The sequence below is a fragment of the Phenylobacterium sp. genome (assembly GCF_036501465.1).
Taxonomy (GTDB): Bacteria; Pseudomonadota; Alphaproteobacteria; order Caulobacterales; family Caulobacteraceae; genus Phenylobacterium.
Genome location: NZ_DASYAF010000097.1, coordinates 18,116 through 33,857, shown reverse-complemented (window position 1 = coordinate 33,857; position 15,742 = coordinate 18,116). Strand labels below are relative to the sequence as shown.

Annotated in this window: 17 protein-coding genes; 4 read left to right on the top strand and 13 right to left on the bottom strand. The window is 70.2% G+C overall.

What is annotated here, in order from left to right:
* Both VGL85_RS10690 and VGL85_RS10685 read right to left on the bottom strand, forming a co-directional pair.
* Positions 1-386, bottom strand: a 386-nt coding sequence (locus VGL85_RS10690; RefSeq protein WP_331588905.1) for a hypothetical protein, incomplete at its 3' end; no start/stop codon positions are given.
* A 62-nt stretch (positions 387-448) separates the two neighbouring features.
* Complete coding sequence (locus VGL85_RS10685; protein ID WP_331588903.1) at positions 449-1,048, bottom strand: hypothetical protein; 600 nt, start codon at positions 1,046-1,048, stop codon at positions 449-451.
* A 137-nt stretch (positions 1,049-1,185) separates the two neighbouring features.
* On the opposite strand from VGL85_RS10685, the gene VGL85_RS10680 reads away from it, so the two are divergent.
* The 3 genes from VGL85_RS10680 to VGL85_RS10670 all read left to right on the top strand — a co-directional run bounded on the left by VGL85_RS10680 (position 1,186) and on the right by VGL85_RS10670 (position 4,166).
* On the top strand, positions 1,186-2,211 hold the full coding sequence (locus VGL85_RS10680) for an SPFH domain-containing protein (protein WP_414695229.1): 1,026 nt from the start codon (positions 1,186-1,188) through the stop codon (positions 2,209-2,211).
* Between the two features lie 3 nt (positions 2,212-2,214).
* Entirely contained in the window at positions 2,215-2,673 is a 459-nt protein-coding gene (locus VGL85_RS10675) for an NfeD family protein (RefSeq protein ID WP_331588901.1), read from the top strand.
* A gap of 182 nt (positions 2,674-2,855) precedes the next feature.
* Positions 2,856-4,166: a hypothetical protein gene (locus VGL85_RS10670; protein ID WP_331588899.1), complete on the top strand. Its 1,311-nt coding sequence runs from the start codon at positions 2,856-2,858 to the stop codon at positions 4,164-4,166.
* Between the two features lie 67 nt (positions 4,167-4,233).
* Here VGL85_RS10670 and VGL85_RS10665 read toward each other — a convergent pair whose 3' ends face one another.
* The 11 genes from VGL85_RS10665 to lepA all read right to left on the bottom strand — a co-directional run bounded on the left by VGL85_RS10665 (position 4,234) and on the right by lepA (position 14,806).
* Positions 4,234-5,790, bottom strand: coding sequence for an acetolactate synthase large subunit (locus VGL85_RS10665; protein WP_331588897.1), 1,557 nt, complete (start codon positions 5,788-5,790; stop codon positions 4,234-4,236).
* Positions 5,787-7,580: an AMP-binding protein gene (locus VGL85_RS10660; RefSeq protein ID WP_331588895.1), complete on the bottom strand. Its 1,794-nt coding sequence runs from the start codon at positions 7,578-7,580 to the stop codon at positions 5,787-5,789. The genes VGL85_RS10665 and VGL85_RS10660 overlap by 4 nt, the downstream gene beginning before the upstream one ends.
* 65 nt (positions 7,581-7,645) lie before the next feature.
* The gene (locus VGL85_RS10655; protein ID WP_331588893.1) at positions 7,646-8,884 is read right to left on the bottom strand and encodes an RNA polymerase sigma factor; all 1,239 of its coding nucleotides are present in this window, start codon (positions 8,882-8,884) and stop codon (positions 7,646-7,648) included.
* 4 nt (positions 8,885-8,888) lie between these two features.
* Positions 8,889-9,245, bottom strand: a complete 357-nt coding sequence (locus VGL85_RS10650; protein WP_331588891.1) for a YciI family protein — start codon at positions 9,243-9,245, stop codon at positions 8,889-8,891.
* Between the two features lie 107 nt (positions 9,246-9,352).
* A complete protein-coding gene (locus VGL85_RS10645) occupies positions 9,353-10,078 on the bottom strand; it encodes a DUF599 family protein (protein ID WP_331588889.1) in 726 nt (241 codons plus the stop codon).
* 6 nt (positions 10,079-10,084) lie between these two features.
* On the bottom strand, positions 10,085-11,401 hold the full coding sequence (locus tag VGL85_RS10640; RefSeq protein ID WP_331588887.1) for an MFS transporter: 1,317 nt from the start codon (positions 11,399-11,401) through the stop codon (positions 10,085-10,087).
* A gap of 62 nt (positions 11,402-11,463) precedes the next feature.
* On the bottom strand, positions 11,464-11,616 hold the full coding sequence (locus VGL85_RS10635) for a DUF3309 family protein (RefSeq protein ID WP_331588885.1): 153 nt from the start codon (positions 11,614-11,616) through the stop codon (positions 11,464-11,466).
* An 87-nt stretch (positions 11,617-11,703) separates the two neighbouring features.
* Entirely contained in the window at positions 11,704-12,099 is a 396-nt protein-coding gene (locus tag VGL85_RS10630; RefSeq protein ID WP_331588883.1) for a DUF983 domain-containing protein, read from the bottom strand.
* Positions 12,100-12,228: 129 nt separating this feature from the next.
* Positions 12,229-12,366 (bottom strand): entericidin A/B family lipoprotein, encoded by a 138-nt coding sequence (locus VGL85_RS10625; RefSeq protein WP_331588881.1) that lies wholly within the window; start codon positions 12,364-12,366, stop codon positions 12,229-12,231.
* Positions 12,367-12,466: 100 nt separating this feature from the next.
* Positions 12,467-12,934 carry a hypothetical protein gene (locus VGL85_RS10620; RefSeq protein ID WP_331588879.1) on the bottom strand — a complete coding sequence of 156 codons (468 nt, stop codon included), beginning with the start codon at positions 12,932-12,934 and terminating at the stop codon, positions 12,467-12,469.
* Positions 12,935-13,000: 66 nt separating this feature from the next.
* Positions 13,001-14,806, bottom strand: a complete 1,806-nt coding sequence (gene lepA, locus VGL85_RS10615; protein ID WP_331588877.1) for a translation elongation factor 4 — start codon at positions 14,804-14,806, stop codon at positions 13,001-13,003.
* 153 nt (positions 14,807-14,959) lie between these two features.
* Between lepA and VGL85_RS10610 the strand changes: the two genes are divergently transcribed.
* The gene (locus VGL85_RS10610) at positions 14,960-15,661 is read left to right on the top strand and encodes a DUF1134 domain-containing protein (protein WP_331588875.1); all 702 of its coding nucleotides are present in this window, start codon (positions 14,960-14,962) and stop codon (positions 15,659-15,661) included.
* The last annotated feature ends 81 nt before the right edge of the window (positions 15,662-15,742 follow it).

Here is a 15,742-nt window from a genome sequence, read left to right as displayed (position 1 = left end):
AGGTTGATGCGCACCGCCATGGTGGCCAGCAGGTTCCAACAGGCGGCCGCCAGGAACCAGCCCGCCGCCTCATGCCGGCCGACCTGGGCGTTCGACGGGATGGTGATGAGCACCAGAACGGCGTCCAGGGTGTCCCAGACGGTCGGAACCCGCCGCTTGATCAGCCCCAGGTGCGAATAGGTGACCCAGGCGGCCAGCACGGCCAGGGTGTTGCCCAAGATCTGGCACCAGGTCCGGCACGTCTCGATCGTCAGCGGCCACAGGACCATCCGCGAATGGATCTCGGACAGCAGGTCGGAAAGGACCAGGCCGACCAGGACGCTGACCAGGGTGAGATACAGCGACGGGAACTGCCTCGCGACCCGCGCCTCCAGGTCCACGTCCATCCGCCGCCCCCCACGCCTGCCGAGCTTGAGCATGGCCGCGACGCCGATCGGCCGCAACCGCCCTAAGGCGCCGACGCCAGATAGCCGTTCGGGTCCTTCAGGAAACCGCGGAAGTCGGCGATGCAGCCGGTCCAGGCCTGCATCTCGGTGCGGAAGTGGTCGTAGGGGTCGTCGGCGAACAGCAGGGTCGAGAACAGCACGTGCGGCTTGCCGGTCTTGTCCTCGTAGCCACGGCACAGCGCCTCGGTCTGGTTGAAGGCGTTCATCTGGGCGAAGCTCGGCCCGGCCTGCTCGGCCACCGAATCGAACTGCACCGCCTTGCAGGCGCGCCCCTGGGCGTCGCAGCCGGCGAACAGGACGCTGAAGTTGGCGGCCAGGGAAGTGAAGGCGACCAGCACGCCGTCGGCGTCCTTGCGCACCAGGTTCGCCTTGCCGCCGCTGGCGTTGAGCAGGGTGATGACGCTCTGCGGATTGCGCGCGTCGAAGTCGGCGATCGGCGAGGTGGGCTTGGCGGGGGCCGGCGTGGGCGTGGGCGCGGGCGCGGGCTTGGCCGGCTGGGCGGCCGGCGGCTTGGCGGCGGGCTTCGCGGCCGCGGCGGCTGCGGCGGCGCACGGCGTCGCCAGCAGGACGGCCAGGAGAACGGCGGTTGCGGTTCGGGTCATGGGCGAGCGCTATCAGACCTGCGATCGCGGCGCGAGCATGACCGGCGCCCCGGCGGCGTCGGGCGGACCGTTCGGGTTTCCATGGCGCGCGCGGCCGTCCTTGGCTAGGCTTGCCGCAACCAACGGGGGAACGTCGGATGGGTATCGGTCTGGCCGTGGTCGCGGTCGTCTTCCTGGTCCTGGCCCTGATGGTCGCCCTGGGCGCCATCAAGATCGTGCCCCAGGGGCGCGAATTCACCGTCGAGCGGTTCGGCCGCTACACCCGCACGCTGAAGCCCGGCATCTCCATCCTGACCCCGTTCGTCGAGGGGGTCGGCCGGCGCATCAACATGATGGAACAGGTCCTGGAGGTTCCCCAGCAGGAGGTGATCACCAAGGACAACGTCACCGTCCAGGTGGACGCCATCGTCTTCATCCAGGTGATGGACGCCGCCGCGGCCGCCTACCGGGTGACCAACCTCGACTTCGCCATCACCCAGCTGACCATGACCAACCTGCGCACCGTGGTCGGCAACATGGAGCTGGACGAGGTGCTGAGCCAGCGCGACCACATCAACTCGCGCCTGCTGGAGGTGATCGACGCGGCCACCAATCCCTGGGGCGTCAAGGTGGCGCGGATCGAGATCAAGGACCTGCAGCCGCCGCCGGACATCACCAACGCCATGGCCCGGCAGATGAAGGCCGAGCGCGAGCGGCGCGCGGTGATCACCGAGGCCGACGGCGAGAAGCAGTCCGCCATCACCGTGGCCGAAGGCCAGAAGCAGTCGGCGATCCTGCAGGCCGAGGGCCGCAGGGAGGCGGCCTTCCGCGACGCCGAGGCGCGCGAGCGCTCCGCCCAGGCCGAGGCCAAGGCCACCGAGCTGGTCTCCACCGCCATCGCCAAGGGCGACGTGAACGCCATCAACTACTTCATCGCCCAGAAATACGTGGAAGCCTTCGGCAAGCTGGCCGAGAGCCCGCAGCAGAAGACGGTGATCGTGCCCGCCGAGATGGGCGCGCTGGTGGGCTCCATCGCCGGCATCACCGAGCTGGTGAAGACCGCCCAGGCCGAGCAGCCCGGGGTCCCGCCGCCGCGCCCGGCCCGCCCGCGCAACACCGGCGGTCCAGGCGGCCCAGGCGGCGGCACGGGCGTCCCGCCGACCGCCCCTTCCACCGGGAGCTGACCCATGACCGCGCTGATCGACCTCTACCAGGCGCATGCCCTGTGGGCCTGGCTGGCGCTGGGCGGGATCCTGGGCGTGATCGAGCTGCTGACCGGCTCGGGCTGGCTGCTGTGGCCGGCCGCGACGGCCGCCCTGGTGGCGGTGCTGGCCGCCTACGCGGGCCTCAGCCCCGGCCAGGCGGTGCTGGTCTATGCGCTGGTGACCATCTCGGCGGTGCTGCTGGCGCGCCGCTACCTGCCGCGCTCGCTGCTGCACCCGGCCCATGACATCAACGACAACATCGGCCGCCTCGTCGGCCACCGCGGCCGCGCGGTCACCGCCTTCCGCGCCCATGCGGGGCGCGTGTTCATCGACGGCAAGGAGTGGGCCGCCGAGCTGGAGGGGGCCGAGGCGCTGGAAGCCGGCTCGGCGGTGGAGGTGACCGGCGTCGCCGGCGCCCATCTGCGGGTGCGCGGCGCCTAGGCGCGGGCGGGTTCGCGTCGCCCTCGCAGAGCGCACGCTGTTCGCTAAACCCTTGGAAGTGCGCCGGACTTCGTCGCGATTGCGCCCTCATCTTGACCCCCGGGAGGTTCATGGCGCTTATGGGCGCCGAAAACGGGCCAACGCCCGCAAAAAGCCTGGGAGATACTGAAGTCATGAGGCCTATGAGATTGGGGCTTCTCGCCGCCCTGTTCATCGCGGTGATGGCGCCGGTCACGGCGATGGCGGCCCCCGCGGCCAAGCCGCCGACCGTCGATTCGGGTGCGCGCAAGCAAGGCATGGCCGACGCTCCGGCCATCGTCCAGGCCGCGGGCGTCGATTGCCAGGTCTCCGACGCCCGCTTCGCGGGCCAGGGCGGCAAGGATCCGAAGACCGGCATCGCGCCGAAGGTCTACGAGGTGGCCTGCGGCCCGGGCAAGATCGGCTTCCTGATCCAGACCAACGGCACCAATCCGCCGAACGTCTACAGCTGCATCGTCGCCAACTATCCCGCCGACCAGAAGCCGCCGACCAACGGCTGCATCCTGCCCGCCAACCTCGATCTCTCGGCCGGCATCGCCGCCCTGGCGCAGAAGGCCAAGGTGCCCTGCACGCCGTCGCAGGTGCGCGGCATCGGCCAGACCACCAGCAACACCATCATCGAGGCGCTGTGCCCAAATGGGGCGGGCTACATCATCACCGCCAGCGCACCGCTCTCGCTGACCAAGGACGCCCAGGCGCTGAACTGCCTCGCCTACGACGCGGCCAACGCCAATGTGAAGTGCGAACTCGGCAGCCCGGCCGCCCGCACGGCGCTGGAGGACAAGCTCGCCGCCCAGGCCACGCCGCCCTGCGCGGTGAAGGACCACCGCTTCATCGGTCTGCTGACCGATGGGACCGAGGGCTATGAGTTCGCCTGCACCGACGGCAAGGGCGTCATCCTGAAGGTGAACGCCCAGGGCCAGGTCACCCAGACGCTGAACTGCGCCAATGTGCCGGCCGGCTCCTGCACCCTGACCGACAGCCGCCAGGCCAGCGCCGAGCAGGCCGGGCTCTACACCAAGCTCGCCAAGGCCGCTGGGTCGAACTGCAACGTGACCCGCTACGCGGTGTTCCCGCAGCAGGGCGACAAGGAGGTCGTTGAACTGGTCTGCGGCGACGGAAGCGGCGCGATCGGCATGTTCCCGGCCACCGGCAAGGGCACGGTCCTCGACTGCGGCCACGCCCTGCTGGCCGGCTTCAAGTGCAGCCTTGGCAAGGCGGACTACGCGGGCCTGACCGCCGACCTGAAGAAGTTCAACAAGAACGACTGCGCGGTTTCGCAGACCGGCTCCCCGCTGAAGGCCCCCGACGGCACCCTGCGGCTGGAAGTGGCCTGCGCCGACGGCCTGCCGGGCTATGTGATCAACTACACCGATCCCAACACGCCGAAGGAAGCCATCGCCTGCGCCTTTGCCGGCAACTGCACCCTGCCGACGAACAAGAAGAAGGGCTGATCGGCCCCGCTTCGATCGTCGGATCGAGATCAGGCCCGCGGGTTCGTCCCGCGGGCTTTTTCTTTGGTCAGATCACCGCTTCGATAAACATCGGGCCGCGCTGGGCCATGGCCGCGGCGATGGCGGCGTCGAAGGCTTCGGCGGTGTCGCAGCGGACCGCAGGCACGCCCATGCCCGTGGCCAGCGCCACGAAGTCGATCTTCGGGTCGCCGAGCTCCAGCAGCTTCTTCGCCGAGGCGCCGGCCTCGCCCGCGCCGGTGCGCTGCATCTCCACATTGAGGATGCGGTAGGTGTAGTTGGCAAACACCACCACGGTGACGTCGAGGTTCTCCCGCGCCATCGTCCACAAGGACTGGATCGTGTACATCGCCGCGCCGTCGCCGTTCAGCGACAGCACCCTGTGGTCGGGCGCGGCCACGGCGGCGCCGATGGCGAGCGGCAGGCCGGCCCCGATCGCCCCGCCGGTCAGGGCCAGCACCTCGTGCGGACGCGCCGTGGCCGCCGCGGCCGCCACGCCAGCCCCGGAGGTGACCGCATCGTCGCAGATGATCGCGCCTTCCGGCATGTGCCGGGCGATCGCCGCGCCGGCGGTATAGGCGTTGAGCTTGCCGGTGGGCATGGCGTCCGGCAGCTTCAGCGGCTGGACCGGCCCTTCCCTCGGCGCGCCCAGCGCATCGGCCAGGGCGGCGAGGCCGGCGGCCGCGTCCTCGGCCCGCGCCGCCAGGGTCATGGTCGCGCAGCCCTCGGGGACGAGCACGCTGGGGCGGTTCGGATAGGCGAAGAAGGCGACCGGCGTGGTGGTCCCGGCGAAGACCATCAGGTCGACGCCCTCCAGCTCGGCAAGCGCCATCTCGCCGAAATACTGCATCCGCTTGGGCGCGAAGAGCCCGGCGCCGCGCGCCGTGCGGGCGATGAAGGTGTCGCTATAGACCGTGACGCCGGCGGCCTGCAGGCGCGCGGCCTGGACGAGGCCCTCGGCCAGGCAGGCCTGGCCGCCGATCAGCACGACGGGATTTTTCGCGGCCTTGAGCGCCCGGGCTGCGGCCTCGACGGCGGCGCTGGCTGGGGCCGGGCGCACCTGCCGTTGCGCGATGACCGGTTCGGTCCCCTTTGTCGTGTTCCGGGTCTCCAGCCAGGCGCTGTCGGCCGGCAGGATCAGGCTCACCGGGCCGCCCGGCGGGCCGAAGCTGGCGGCCACCGCCTCGGCGGCCAGGCCGGCGACCGCGTCCGGGCTGTCCGCCGATTTCACCCACAGGGAGTTGGGCGCGACGATCGCCGGGATGTCGGAGTTCAGCGGCGCGTCGTACTGGCGGTGATAGGTCGCGTGGTCGCCGATGACGTTGACCACCGGGGTGAAGGCGCGACGTGCATTGTGCAGGTTGGCCAGGCCGTTGCCGTAGCCCGGACCCAGGTGCAGCAGGGTGCAGGCGGGCGTCCCGGCGATGCGGCCGTAGCCGTCGGCGGCGCCGGTGGCCACGCCCTCGAACTGGCAGAGCACCGGGCGCATCGCGGGCTCGCGGTCCAGGGCGGCCACGAACTGCATCTCGCTGGTGCCGGGGTTGGCGAAGCAGGCGGTCACTTCATTGGCGACCAGGGTCGAGATCAGGGCGTCGGCGCCGTTCATGGGAACACCATCACATCCTCGTCGGGGGTCTCGGCGAACAGGCGCGCGACCGCGCCGCCACGCCGCTGGCGGGCCAGGGCCTGGGCGATGTAGCCCTTGTCGGTGATCTCGCCGCTGACCGGATCCGGCGCATCGGGCAGCAGCAGGGCGCGCGCCACCCGGGCGCCGGAGCCCCCTCCAGCAGGGCTTCGGGCGCGGGCGTTGTAGGCCTCGATCCCCGCCCGCGCCGCCGCCGCGATCTCGGCGCGGTCCAGGCGCGGGTTCGGATAGAGCAGCAGGCCCACCGCCGGCTGGCCCTCGCCGCAGACCACCGCATCGGTCACCGCCCCGCCGATCGCCGAGATGGCCCCGATCCGAAGATCGCCGACCGTCACGAAGGTGCCGCTGGCCAGCTTGAAGTTCTCCGACAGGCGCCCGTCGAACACCATGCCCTGCATCGGGTCGGCCGGGTCCACGAAGCGGGCGGCGTCGCCCAGGATGTAGAAGCCCTCGTCGTCGAAGGCCTGGGCCGAGCGTTCCGGTAGGCCAAGGTAGCCCTGGGTGATCTGCGGCCCCTTCACCCGGAAATCCAGCTTGCCGGCCATGGGGATCATCCGCACCGAGGTCCCCGGGATCGGCAGGCCGATCAGGCCCATGCGCGCGTTCGGCCAGTGGACATTGCAGGCGGTGGGGCCGGTCTCGGTCGCGCCATAGCCGGAGGCGAAACTGATCTTCTCGCCGACGGTGCGCACCGCCGCGGCCTGGATGCGGTCGGCCACCGCCTGGCCGAGCGCCGCGCCACCGTACTGCATCACCCGCACGCGCTCGAAGAACCGGCGCGCCAGGGCTTCGTCCTTCTCCAGCTCGTCGACGAACAGCATCCAGCCGGCCGGCACCATGTTCTGGTAGGTGGGCGAGACGTCGGCGAGGTTGCGCACGGTCTCACCGAACCGCGCCGCCGTGGGCTGGCCATGGTCGATGTAGAGCGTGCCGCCGCGATGCTGGCTCATGTGCAGGATGGAGTTGGCGCCCAGGCTGTGGCTCCAGGGCGCGGAATTGACCATCACCGGCGGGTCGGGGTCGACGAAGCAGGCGTCGATCTGGGCCGAGTTCAGTGAGACGTTGCGGTGGGTGCAGATCACCGCCTTCGGATGGCCGGTCGAGCCGGAGGTGAGCAGGTACTTGGCATGGTCGCTCGGGTCCGCGCTCGCCGCGGCCGGCGGGCCGGCCAGCAGGTCGGCGAAGGCGATGTCGCCGGGCCGGGCGTTCTTCGAGGCGATCACCGGCAGGCCGGCCAGGGCCGGGGCGGACAGGCCATCGGCGAACAGGGCCGCGTCGTCGGTGTAGACGGCCGAGGGGTTGAGCGTCGCGCAGGCCCGCGCCAGCCGTTCCAGGTTCGCGCCCTTCAGCCCGTACTGCGGCGAGACCGGGGCGATCGGCCAGCCCTGGCTCATGGCCGCGTAGGCGATCAGGGCGTGCTCGATGCCGTTGTGCGCCAGGATTATCAGCGGCCGCCGGTTCGGAAGCCCGCGCGCCCGCAGGCCGCCGGCCAGGGCCTCGACGGTCTGGTGCGCCTCGGCGAAGGTGACGCTGCGCCAGCCCGCGCCCGAACGCTCGGCGAGCCAGATGCGGTCCGGCGCGGCGCCCGCCCAGTGCGCCAGGGCGGCGGTCATGGTCTGGAAGCGGGTCGCGTAGGGGGTCGGGTTGGAGAGCAGCCGTTCGCCGCCGCCGCGATCTTCGATGTCCAGGCGCCGCGGCGCATAGAGCGGGTCGCGGAACGGGGCGGTGGCGAGAGCGGGATCGGCGTCCATCGCGAGCCTTATTCCAAGCCCCGACTTGCTTGGAAAGGGGCCTCCTCGGAAAGGGACGCTTGGGCCTAGCGGCTGAGCGCGCCCAGCCGTCCGGCCAGGAACAGCCGCTCGGCCGGCGCGGGCTGGAGCTGTAGCGCCGCGCGCAGGGCCTCGGCGGCCTCGGCGTCGCGCCCGGCCTTGGCGAACAGGCCGGCGCGCGCGGCCTGATAGGGCAGCCAGGTCAAAAGCCGCGGCTCGTCGCCGAGCGCCGCCAGCGCCGCCAGCCCCGCTTCCGGCGTCTCGGCTTCGCCCAGGGCCACGGCGCGGTTCACCTGCGCCACCACCGATGGCCGTACGCTCAGCAGCATGTCGTAGAGCTGGACCACGTCGCCCCAGGCGGTGACGCCGGTCTCCATGCGCGCGGCGTGGGTGGCGTGGATCGCGGCCATCAGCTGGTAGGGGCCGCTGTGGCCCAGCTCGGCGGCGCGGCGCATGTGGGCGGCGGCTTCGCGGATCAGCCGGCGGTCCCAGGCCCCGACATCCTGTTCGGAGAGCGGGATCATGGCGCCGGCCGCATCGATCCGGGCTGGGCGCCGCGCCTCGGTCAATCGCACCAGGGCGGCCAGGCCCAGCACCTCCGGCTCGTCCGGCAGGAGGTTGGCGAGCAGGCCGGTGAGCCGAAGCGTCTCAGCCGCCAGGTCGGCGGCGTCGCTGGCCAGGGCGGCGTCCTCATAGGCCTGGGCGTAGGCGATCTCCAGCGTCGCCAGCACGGTCTCCAGCCGCTCGCCCCAGGCGTCCGGCGCGGGAATCTCGAACCGCACCGCCGTCTCGCGCAGCTTGCGCTTGGCCCGCGTCAGCCTCTGGGTCATGGCGACCTCGCTGGTCAGCCAGGCGCGCGCGATCCGCTCCACCGACAGGCCGCACAGCGTGCGCAGGGTGAGCGCGATGCGCGCCTCGGGCGCCAGCGCCGGGTGGCAGCAGACGAAGATCAGCCGCAGCCGCTCGTCGGGGATCGGCTCGAAGGCGGCGATCAGCAGGGTCTCCGGGTCGGGCTGCGGCGCGGGCTCGTCCAGCACCGCGGTATTGCGCACCTGGGCCCGGCGGCCGAGGTCGAAGGCCCGCCGGCGGCCGACCGAATAGAGCCACGCGGCGGGATCGCGCGGGGGTCCGTCGCGCGACCAGGTCTCCATGGCCCTCAGGCTCGCGAAGGCGAAGGCCTCCTCAGCCAGGTCCAGGTCGCGGAAGCGCATGGCGAGCGCCGCGCGGATGCGATCGCCCGCCGCGCGTACGGCCTCGTCCAGGATGCGCTCCGCGTCCCGGCTCATGGGGCTACATCATATGGATCGGGCGGACCTCGACGGCGTAGTTCGGGCCGCCGGGGATCTTCTTGGCCCACCCGATAGCGGCGTCCAGGTCCGGCGCCTCGACCACATAGTAGCCGGCCAGCTGCTCGCGGGTCTCGGCATAGGGCCCGTCATGCAGGCTCTGCACGCCGCCCAGGGTGCGCACGGTGGTGGCGGTGTCCGACGGCTTCAGCCTGTCACCGCCGACCCAGGCGCCCTTCTCATGCAACTCCGCGCCAAGGCGCATGTGACCGGCGGTGATTTCCTGAAGGACCGCCGGATCGGTCTTGGTCTCCGGCGCGTAGAGGCTTTCGTCCGAATAGATCATCAGCAGGTACTGCATGGGTCGTCCTTTCCCGATGAGGCCGGCCGGCGAGGCCAGTCTGGCCGACGCGAGAGGCCGCGTCATCGGGGAGACGCGCAAGGCCGGACGGATTCGACAGCCCGGGGCTATTTTTCGGATGTGGTCTCCAGCAGCCGGCGAAGGTCGGCGATCGCCCCGGCGGCGGACGAGCGGCGCTGGCGCCAGATCAGCAGGCTGACGGCGCCGGCCGTGGCGGCCAGGAAGGTCACCGGCCCGAACAGCCAGGCCGCGGCGGCGAGCGCGAAATAGTAGCCGCGCACGCCGGAGTTCACTGAGTGCAGCGCCGGGTTCAGCAGCCGCCCGGCTACATCGCCGAAAGCGTGGTGGGTCGCATCGTCCGCGCCTTCCGGTGTGGCCCCGATAGCGGCCAGCACATAGTTGAGCTGGCGGATGCCCCAGATGAAGTCCAGCAGGCCGCGCGCCAGCGTCAGCAGCACCAGCGCGATCTGCGCCTCGAACAGCACCCGCGAGGAGGTCTTGACCACCACCAGGCTGGAGACGTTGCGGAAACTGGTCTGGCCGCCGAACAGCACGCTGGCCGCGGCGGCGATCAGGATCAGGTTGGAGGAGGCGAAGAAGGACGAGGAGCTGAGCGTCTGCGCCAGGAGCTGGCCGTCGAGGAGGCGGCTTTCGCGGCGGGTCATGTTGTGCATCCACGCCCCGCGCACCACGGTCAGATCGGTGTTGATCACCGCGCGGCCCCGACGGCTGAGCAGGTTCAGCAGCGGCTGGTAGAACAGCCAGCAGACCATGAAGAACGCCAGGGCGGCGGCGTTCAGCGGGCTGAGATCGAGGGGGCCAAGGTCGATCACTGGGGGTCAGTCATCGGCCAGCAGGCTGGTCTGGTTGGTGTTGCGCATCCGGGCCGCCACCAGGGCGCCGGCCAGCATGATCACCCCCACATAGGCGTAGAAGGCGCTCTCGATCCGATGCTCCTTCAGCCAGCCGGCGACATACTCCGCCGTGCCGCCGAACAGCACATTGGCGAGCGCATAGGGCAGGGAGACGCCGAGCGCGCGGACGTGGGCCGGGAACAGCTCGGCCTTCACCACCGCGTTCACCGCCGCATAGCCCGAGTGGCAGAGGACCAGGACCATCACCAGGCCGAAGGCGGCGGCGGCCACGTGGGTGTGGCTGATCGCGGTCATCACCGGATAGGTGGCCACCCCGCCCAGCGCCAGGCCCGCCGCCATGGTCCGCTTGCGTCCCACGTGGTCGGAGATCCAGCCCACGCCCGGCTGGATCAGCATGTAGATCACCAGCACCGCGGCCATGATCGCCGTGCCTGTGTCCTTGGAGAAGCCGGCCGTATTGACCAGGAACTTCTGCATGTAGGTCGTGAAGGCGTAGAAGCTGAGCGACCCCGCCGCGGTCAGCACCATGATGATGCCCACCTCCCGCGGATGCTCGCGGAGCAGGGTCATGGTGCGGCCGCGCGGTTTGTCCTGCGCCTTCTCGGCGAGGTAGGCGCCGGTCTCGTCCAGGCTGCGCTGCATGGCGTAGACCACGATGGCCAGCAGGCCGCCGATGGCGAAGGGGATGCGCCAGCCCCAGGCGCCCAGGGCGTCCTTCGACAGGGTGTGCTGCAGCACCACCAGCACCAGCAGCGCGGTGACTTGGCCGCCGATCAGGGTGGTGTACTGGAAGGATGACCAGAAGCCGCGCCGGGTCTTGCCGGCCATCTCGCTCATATAGGTGGCGCTGGCGCCGTATTCGCCGCCCAGCGAGAGCCCCTGAACGAGGCGTGCGGCCAGCAGGCCGTACTGCGCCAGCGCCCCGATCCGGGCATAGGTCGGAAGGATCGCGATGGCGAAGGAGCCCAGGCACATCAGCGCCACCGAAAGGGTCAGCGCCGATCGGCGCCCGGCGCGGTCGGCATAGACCCCGATCAGCCAGGCGCCGATCGGGCGCATGACGAAGCCCGCGGCGAAGATGGCGGCGGTCTGCAACTGCTGGGCGACCGCGTCGCCCTTAGGAAAGAACTGGCTGGCGAAATAGAGGCTGGTCGAGGAATAGGCGAACCAGTCGTACCACTCGACAAGGTTGCCGGCCGAGCCGCCGAGGATCGCCTTCAGCCGCTGCAAGGCGCCCATGCGCTCGATCGGCGCGTCCGCTTCGGCCCCGCTGCCAGCCATGCATCCCCCTCCGCTCGAGGGGAGATGCTAGGCGAGTTTGCCGTCTAGGCTAGTGGGCTTGGCTAGATGCGTCCCATCAGCACCAGGACGATGATGATGACCAGGATCAGGCCCAGGCCACCGCTCGGGAAATAGCCCCAGCTGCGCGAATAGCCCCAGCGGGGCAGGGCGCCCAGCAGCAGCAGAATCAGGATGATGATCAGGATCAGGCCCACGCGTCTCTCCTCCGTGCGTCCCCAAACAGCCTTGGCGGGGACAGCAACGGTTGGTCAGGGCGCAGGTTCCGGCCGCCGGGGGCGGCCTCAGTCGGCGTAGTCGGCGGTGTGCAGGTGCGCGTCGGTGTCCTTGACGCCCAGCGCATACATCAGCCCGATCCAGCCGCCCTTGACGCGCGGCAGGACGGTCAGGGTCAGCACCGCCAGCCCGGTCAGGATGATCGGCAGGGCGTAGAGCGGGTTGGACTTCCAGACGATGGAGAAGAACAGCATCGGCGCCACCACCAGGTGGCCGACCAGCAGGATGGTCAGATAGGCCGGACCGTCATCGGCTGGATAGCGGGCGAGGTCGGTGTCGCAGGCCTCGCAGCGGCCGTTCACCTTCAGGTATTTCCAGAACAGCGCGCCCTTGCCGCAGGCCGGGCAATGACCCGTGACGCCCCGAAAGACCGAGCGGCGCAGCGGATGAACAATCTCTGCCATGGGCGCTCATATGGTCCCAACGGCGGCACAAAGGAAGCCGGGAAGGGCGATCGGCCGCACCTGCGGCGCGCGACATTTTCGCCGCCCGTTCGTGAGTTTTCAGCCGCCAGCAGACGAGCGGCGCGACGCCTAGCGCTTGACGTCGTCGGCGGTGCGGGTGACCGCCTTGCCGGCGGCCTGCACGTCCTTGCCAGCGCCGGCGATGGTGTTGCAGCTGGCCACCAGCAGGGCGGACGCGGCCGCGGCGAGCACGATCAGTTTACGCATCGGAACAGTTCCCCCCGTTCGTTGCCCAAGCCATGTCCATGATGGCGGCCCCGCCGTCAAGCTTGCACGCCCGCCGGGGGAGCGCGACCGGCGTCGCGCCTCAAGGTTTCGGACGTGCGGGCGGCGCGGCGGCCGCCGCGCCCGGCGGGGCCGGGCGTTGCTGGACGATCGTCGCGATCACCGCGCCCTGGCCCTGGGGCACGATGAACACCTCGTGCGGCGGCAGGGCGGCCAGCTTTCGCGCAAAGTCCGGTTGCATGCCGGCGGAATTGACCTCGACGCGCCGCCAGCCGAACGACAGGCCCCGCACCTTCAGCACCTCTTCCACATCCCCCAGGCTATGCAGGGGGATCAAGGCCGCGCGCAGCTCCGGCGAGACCTGGGCCACCAGGAGCTGCTCGAAGGTGTAGATCACCGGCGGGCCTGTCGGGGCCGCTGGACGCGCCTCGGGAAACAGTTGCGACGGCCCCTGCGGAGCCGGACGCGCCTGGCCCACCGCCGTCGCCGGCCCCGCGAGGGCGAGCGCAGCGACGCTGGTCCATCCTATCAAGGTCCGCCACCGCCCCATGCGGCCGAGTCTGCGCCGGTCGCGCGCAGGGTCAAGTGATGGCGGGCCTCTGGGGGCAGGTCGGCCCTAGTCCGCGTCCATCTTCAGGGCGGCGATGAAGGCCTCTTGCGGGATCTCCACCTTGCCGAACTGGCGCATGCGCTTCTTGCCGGCCTTCTGCTTGTCCAGCAGCTTGCGCTTGCGGGTCATGTCGCCGCCATAGCACTTGGCGGTGACGTCCTTGCGCAGGGCGCGGACCGTCTCGCGCGCGATGATCCGCCCGCCGATCGCCGCCTGGATCGGAATCTGGAACATGTGCGGGGTGATCAGGTCCTTCATCTTCTCGACCATGCCGCGCCCGCGGGCCTCGGCGCGGTCGCGGTGCACCAGCATGGAGAGCGCGTCCACCGGCTCGGAATTGACCAGGATCGACATCTTCACCAGGTCGCCGACCCGATAGTCCTCGATCTGGTAGTCGAACGAGGCATAGCCCTTGGAGACGCTCTTCAGCCGGTCGTAGAAGTCGAACACCACCTCGTTCAGGGGCAGGTCGTAGATCACCAGGGCGCGGCTGCCGACGTAGGAGAGTTCGCGCTGCGAACCGCGGCGGTCCTGGCAGAGCTTGATGACGCTGCCCAGATATTCGTCCGGCGTCAGGATGGTGGCCTTGATCCAGGGCTCGGCGATGGTGGCGATCTTCACCGGGTCAGGCATTTCGGCGGGGTTGTGCAGCTCGACCTCCGAGCCGTCGGTCAGGCCGATCTTGTAGATCACGCTGGGCGCGGTCGCGATCAGGTCGAGGTCGAACTCGCGGGAGAGCCGCTCCTGGATGATCTCCAGGTGCAGCAGGCCTAGGAATCCGCAACGGAAGCCGAAGCCCAGCGCCGCGCTGGTCTCCATCTCATAGCTGAACGAAGCGTCGTTCAGGCGCAGCCGGCCGATTGCGGCGCGCAGGTCCTCGAAGTCGGCGGCGTCCACCGGGAACAGGCCGCAGAACACCACCGGCTGCACATCGCGGAAGCCGGGCAGCGGGGTCTCGGCCGGACGGCGCTCGTCGGTGATGGTGTCGCCGACCGCGGCCTGGGCCACTTCCTTGATCTGGGCGGTGATGAAGCCGATTTCGCCCGGCCCCAGGCTCTCGACCTCGGTGCGCTTGGGGTTGAAGACCCCGATCCGGTCGATCAGGTGGCTGGAGCCCTGTTGCATCATCTGCACCCGCTGGCCCTTTCGCAGCGAGCCGTCGATGACCCGGACCAGCACCACGACGCCCAGGTAGGCGTCGTACCAGGCGTCGACCAGCAGGGCCTTCAGCGGGGCATTGGCGTCGCCCTTGGGCGCGGGCAGACGGTGGACGATGGCTTCCAGCAGGTCGTGGATGCCGGCGCCGGTCTTGGCCGAGGTGAGGACGGCGTCCGACGCGTCCAGGCCGATCACGTCCTCGATCTGCTGGCGCACGCGTTCCGGCTCGGCGGCGGGCAGGTCGATCTTGTTCAGGACCGGGACGATCTCGTGGTTGTTGTCGATGGCCTGGTAGACGTTGGCCAGCGTCTGGGCCTCGACCCCCTGGGAGGCGTCCACCACCAGGATCGAGCCTTCGCAGGCGGCCAGGCTGCGGCTGACCTCGTAGGCGAAGTCCACGTGCCCGGGCGTGTCCATCAGGTTCAGGATGTAGGTCTCGCCGTCGTCGGCCTTGTAGGTCAGCCGCACGGTCTGGGCCTTGATGGTGATCCCGCGCTCGCGCTCGATCTCCATGCTGTCCAGCACCTGCTCGGTCATCTCGCGCTGGGTGAGCGCGCCGGTCTCCTGGATCAGCCGGTCGGAAAGCGTCGATTTGCCGTGGTCGATGTGCGCGACGATGGAGAAGTTGCGGATGTGGTCGAGGGCGGTGGTCATCTTGGCGCGAGCCTCTAGCACGTTTGCGTGTGATCGCGAGACCCGCGTCCCTGCCGCGGTCCAAACACGGTTAATCCACCGTTAAGGCGACACATTCCATTAACACCTTGGGCGGAGCTGAAACGCGCGCGGAACTACGGAGGAATTGCGCCCATGGACCGTCGGACCCTTCTCGTCTCGGGCCTTCTCACCCTGGGCGCATCCGGCCTGGCGCGGGCGCAGACCCCGCTGCCGCCGGCGCAGCCGCGCACCAGCGGGCTGGAGCCGCCGCCACCGCCGAACTCCACGCCGGCCTATCCCACCCGCGGGCAGAATGCGCAGCCTCAGGGCGCGCCGCAGGACGACCCCTACAACCGGCCGCGCGGCGGGCAGCAGACCTATTCCGAGGACGAGATCGTCCACTCGGTCTCCGACTTCATGGGCGTGACCGCCGAATCGGCCGGCGGCGCGGTGGAGCGGGTCTTCAAGAACAATGGCCGGCCGACGGCCTACATCGCCGGCGAAGAGGGCTCCGGCGCCATCGGCGCGGGCCTGCGCTATGGCCGCGGCCTGCTCTACATGAAGGGCCGCCAGCCGATGGAGGTCTTCTGGCAGGGCCCGTCGTTCGGTTGGGACTTCGGCGGCAATGTCGCCAGGGTCTTCACCCTCTGCTATTCGCTGGAGGATCCGCGCGACATCTTCCAGCGGTTCCCCGGCGTCGAGGGCTCGGCCTATTTCATCGGCGGCCTGGGCGTGAACTATCAGCGCGCCGACGACATCACGCTCGCCCCGATCCGCGCCGGCGTCGGCTTCCGGCTGGGCGCCTCGGTGGGCTACCTCGCCTACACCCGCAAACGGAACCTGATCCCGTTCTAAGGCGGAGCCGCCCTGCCTGGCCTCGGCGGCTGAGCGGCCGCGCGGCGCATTAATCGAAGATTCGGCTCGCCACGGCATCGT

What these genes read in the sequence shown, in the direction of transcription:
- VGL85_RS10685 (WP_331588903.1), bottom strand. Translation starts at nt 1,048, where the DNA reads ATGACCCGAACCGCAACCGCCGTTCTCCTGGCCGTCCTGCTGGCGACG.
- VGL85_RS10680 (WP_414695229.1), top strand. Translation starts at nt 1,186, where the DNA reads ATGGGTATCGGTCTGGCCGTGGTCGCGGTCGTCTTCCTGGTCCTGGCC.
- VGL85_RS10675 (WP_331588901.1), top strand. Translation starts at nt 2,215, where the DNA reads ATGACCGCGCTGATCGACCTCTACCAGGCGCATGCCCTGTGGGCCTGG.
- VGL85_RS10670 (WP_331588899.1), top strand. Translation starts at nt 2,856, where the DNA reads ATGAGATTGGGGCTTCTCGCCGCCCTGTTCATCGCGGTGATGGCGCCG.
- VGL85_RS10665 (WP_331588897.1), bottom strand. Translation starts at nt 5,790, where the DNA reads ATGAACGGCGCCGACGCCCTGATCTCGACCCTGGTCGCCAATGAAGTG.
- VGL85_RS10660 (WP_331588895.1), bottom strand. Translation starts at nt 7,580, where the DNA reads ATGGACGCCGATCCCGCTCTCGCCACCGCCCCGTTCCGCGACCCGCTC.
- VGL85_RS10655 (WP_331588893.1), bottom strand. Translation starts at nt 8,884, where the DNA reads ATGAGCCGGGACGCGGAGCGCATCCTGGACGAGGCCGTACGCGCGGCG.
- VGL85_RS10650 (WP_331588891.1), bottom strand. Translation starts at nt 9,245, where the DNA reads ATGCAGTACCTGCTGATGATCTATTCGGACGAAAGCCTCTACGCGCCG.
- VGL85_RS10640 (WP_331588887.1), bottom strand. Translation starts at nt 11,401, where the DNA reads ATGGCTGGCAGCGGGGCCGAAGCGGACGCGCCGATCGAGCGCATGGGC.
- VGL85_RS10630 (WP_331588883.1), bottom strand. Translation starts at nt 12,099, where the DNA reads ATGGCAGAGATTGTTCATCCGCTGCGCCGCTCGGTCTTTCGGGGCGTC.
- VGL85_RS10625 (WP_331588881.1), bottom strand. Translation starts at nt 12,366, where the DNA reads ATGCGTAAACTGATCGTGCTCGCCGCGGCCGCGTCCGCCCTGCTGGTG.
- VGL85_RS10620 (WP_331588879.1), bottom strand. Translation starts at nt 12,934, where the DNA reads ATGGGGCGGTGGCGGACCTTGATAGGATGGACCAGCGTCGCTGCGCTC.
- lepA (WP_331588877.1), bottom strand. Translation starts at nt 14,806, where the DNA reads ATGACCACCGCCCTCGACCACATCCGCAACTTCTCCATCGTCGCGCAC.
- VGL85_RS10610 (WP_331588875.1), top strand. Translation starts at nt 14,960, where the DNA reads ATGGACCGTCGGACCCTTCTCGTCTCGGGCCTTCTCACCCTGGGCGCA.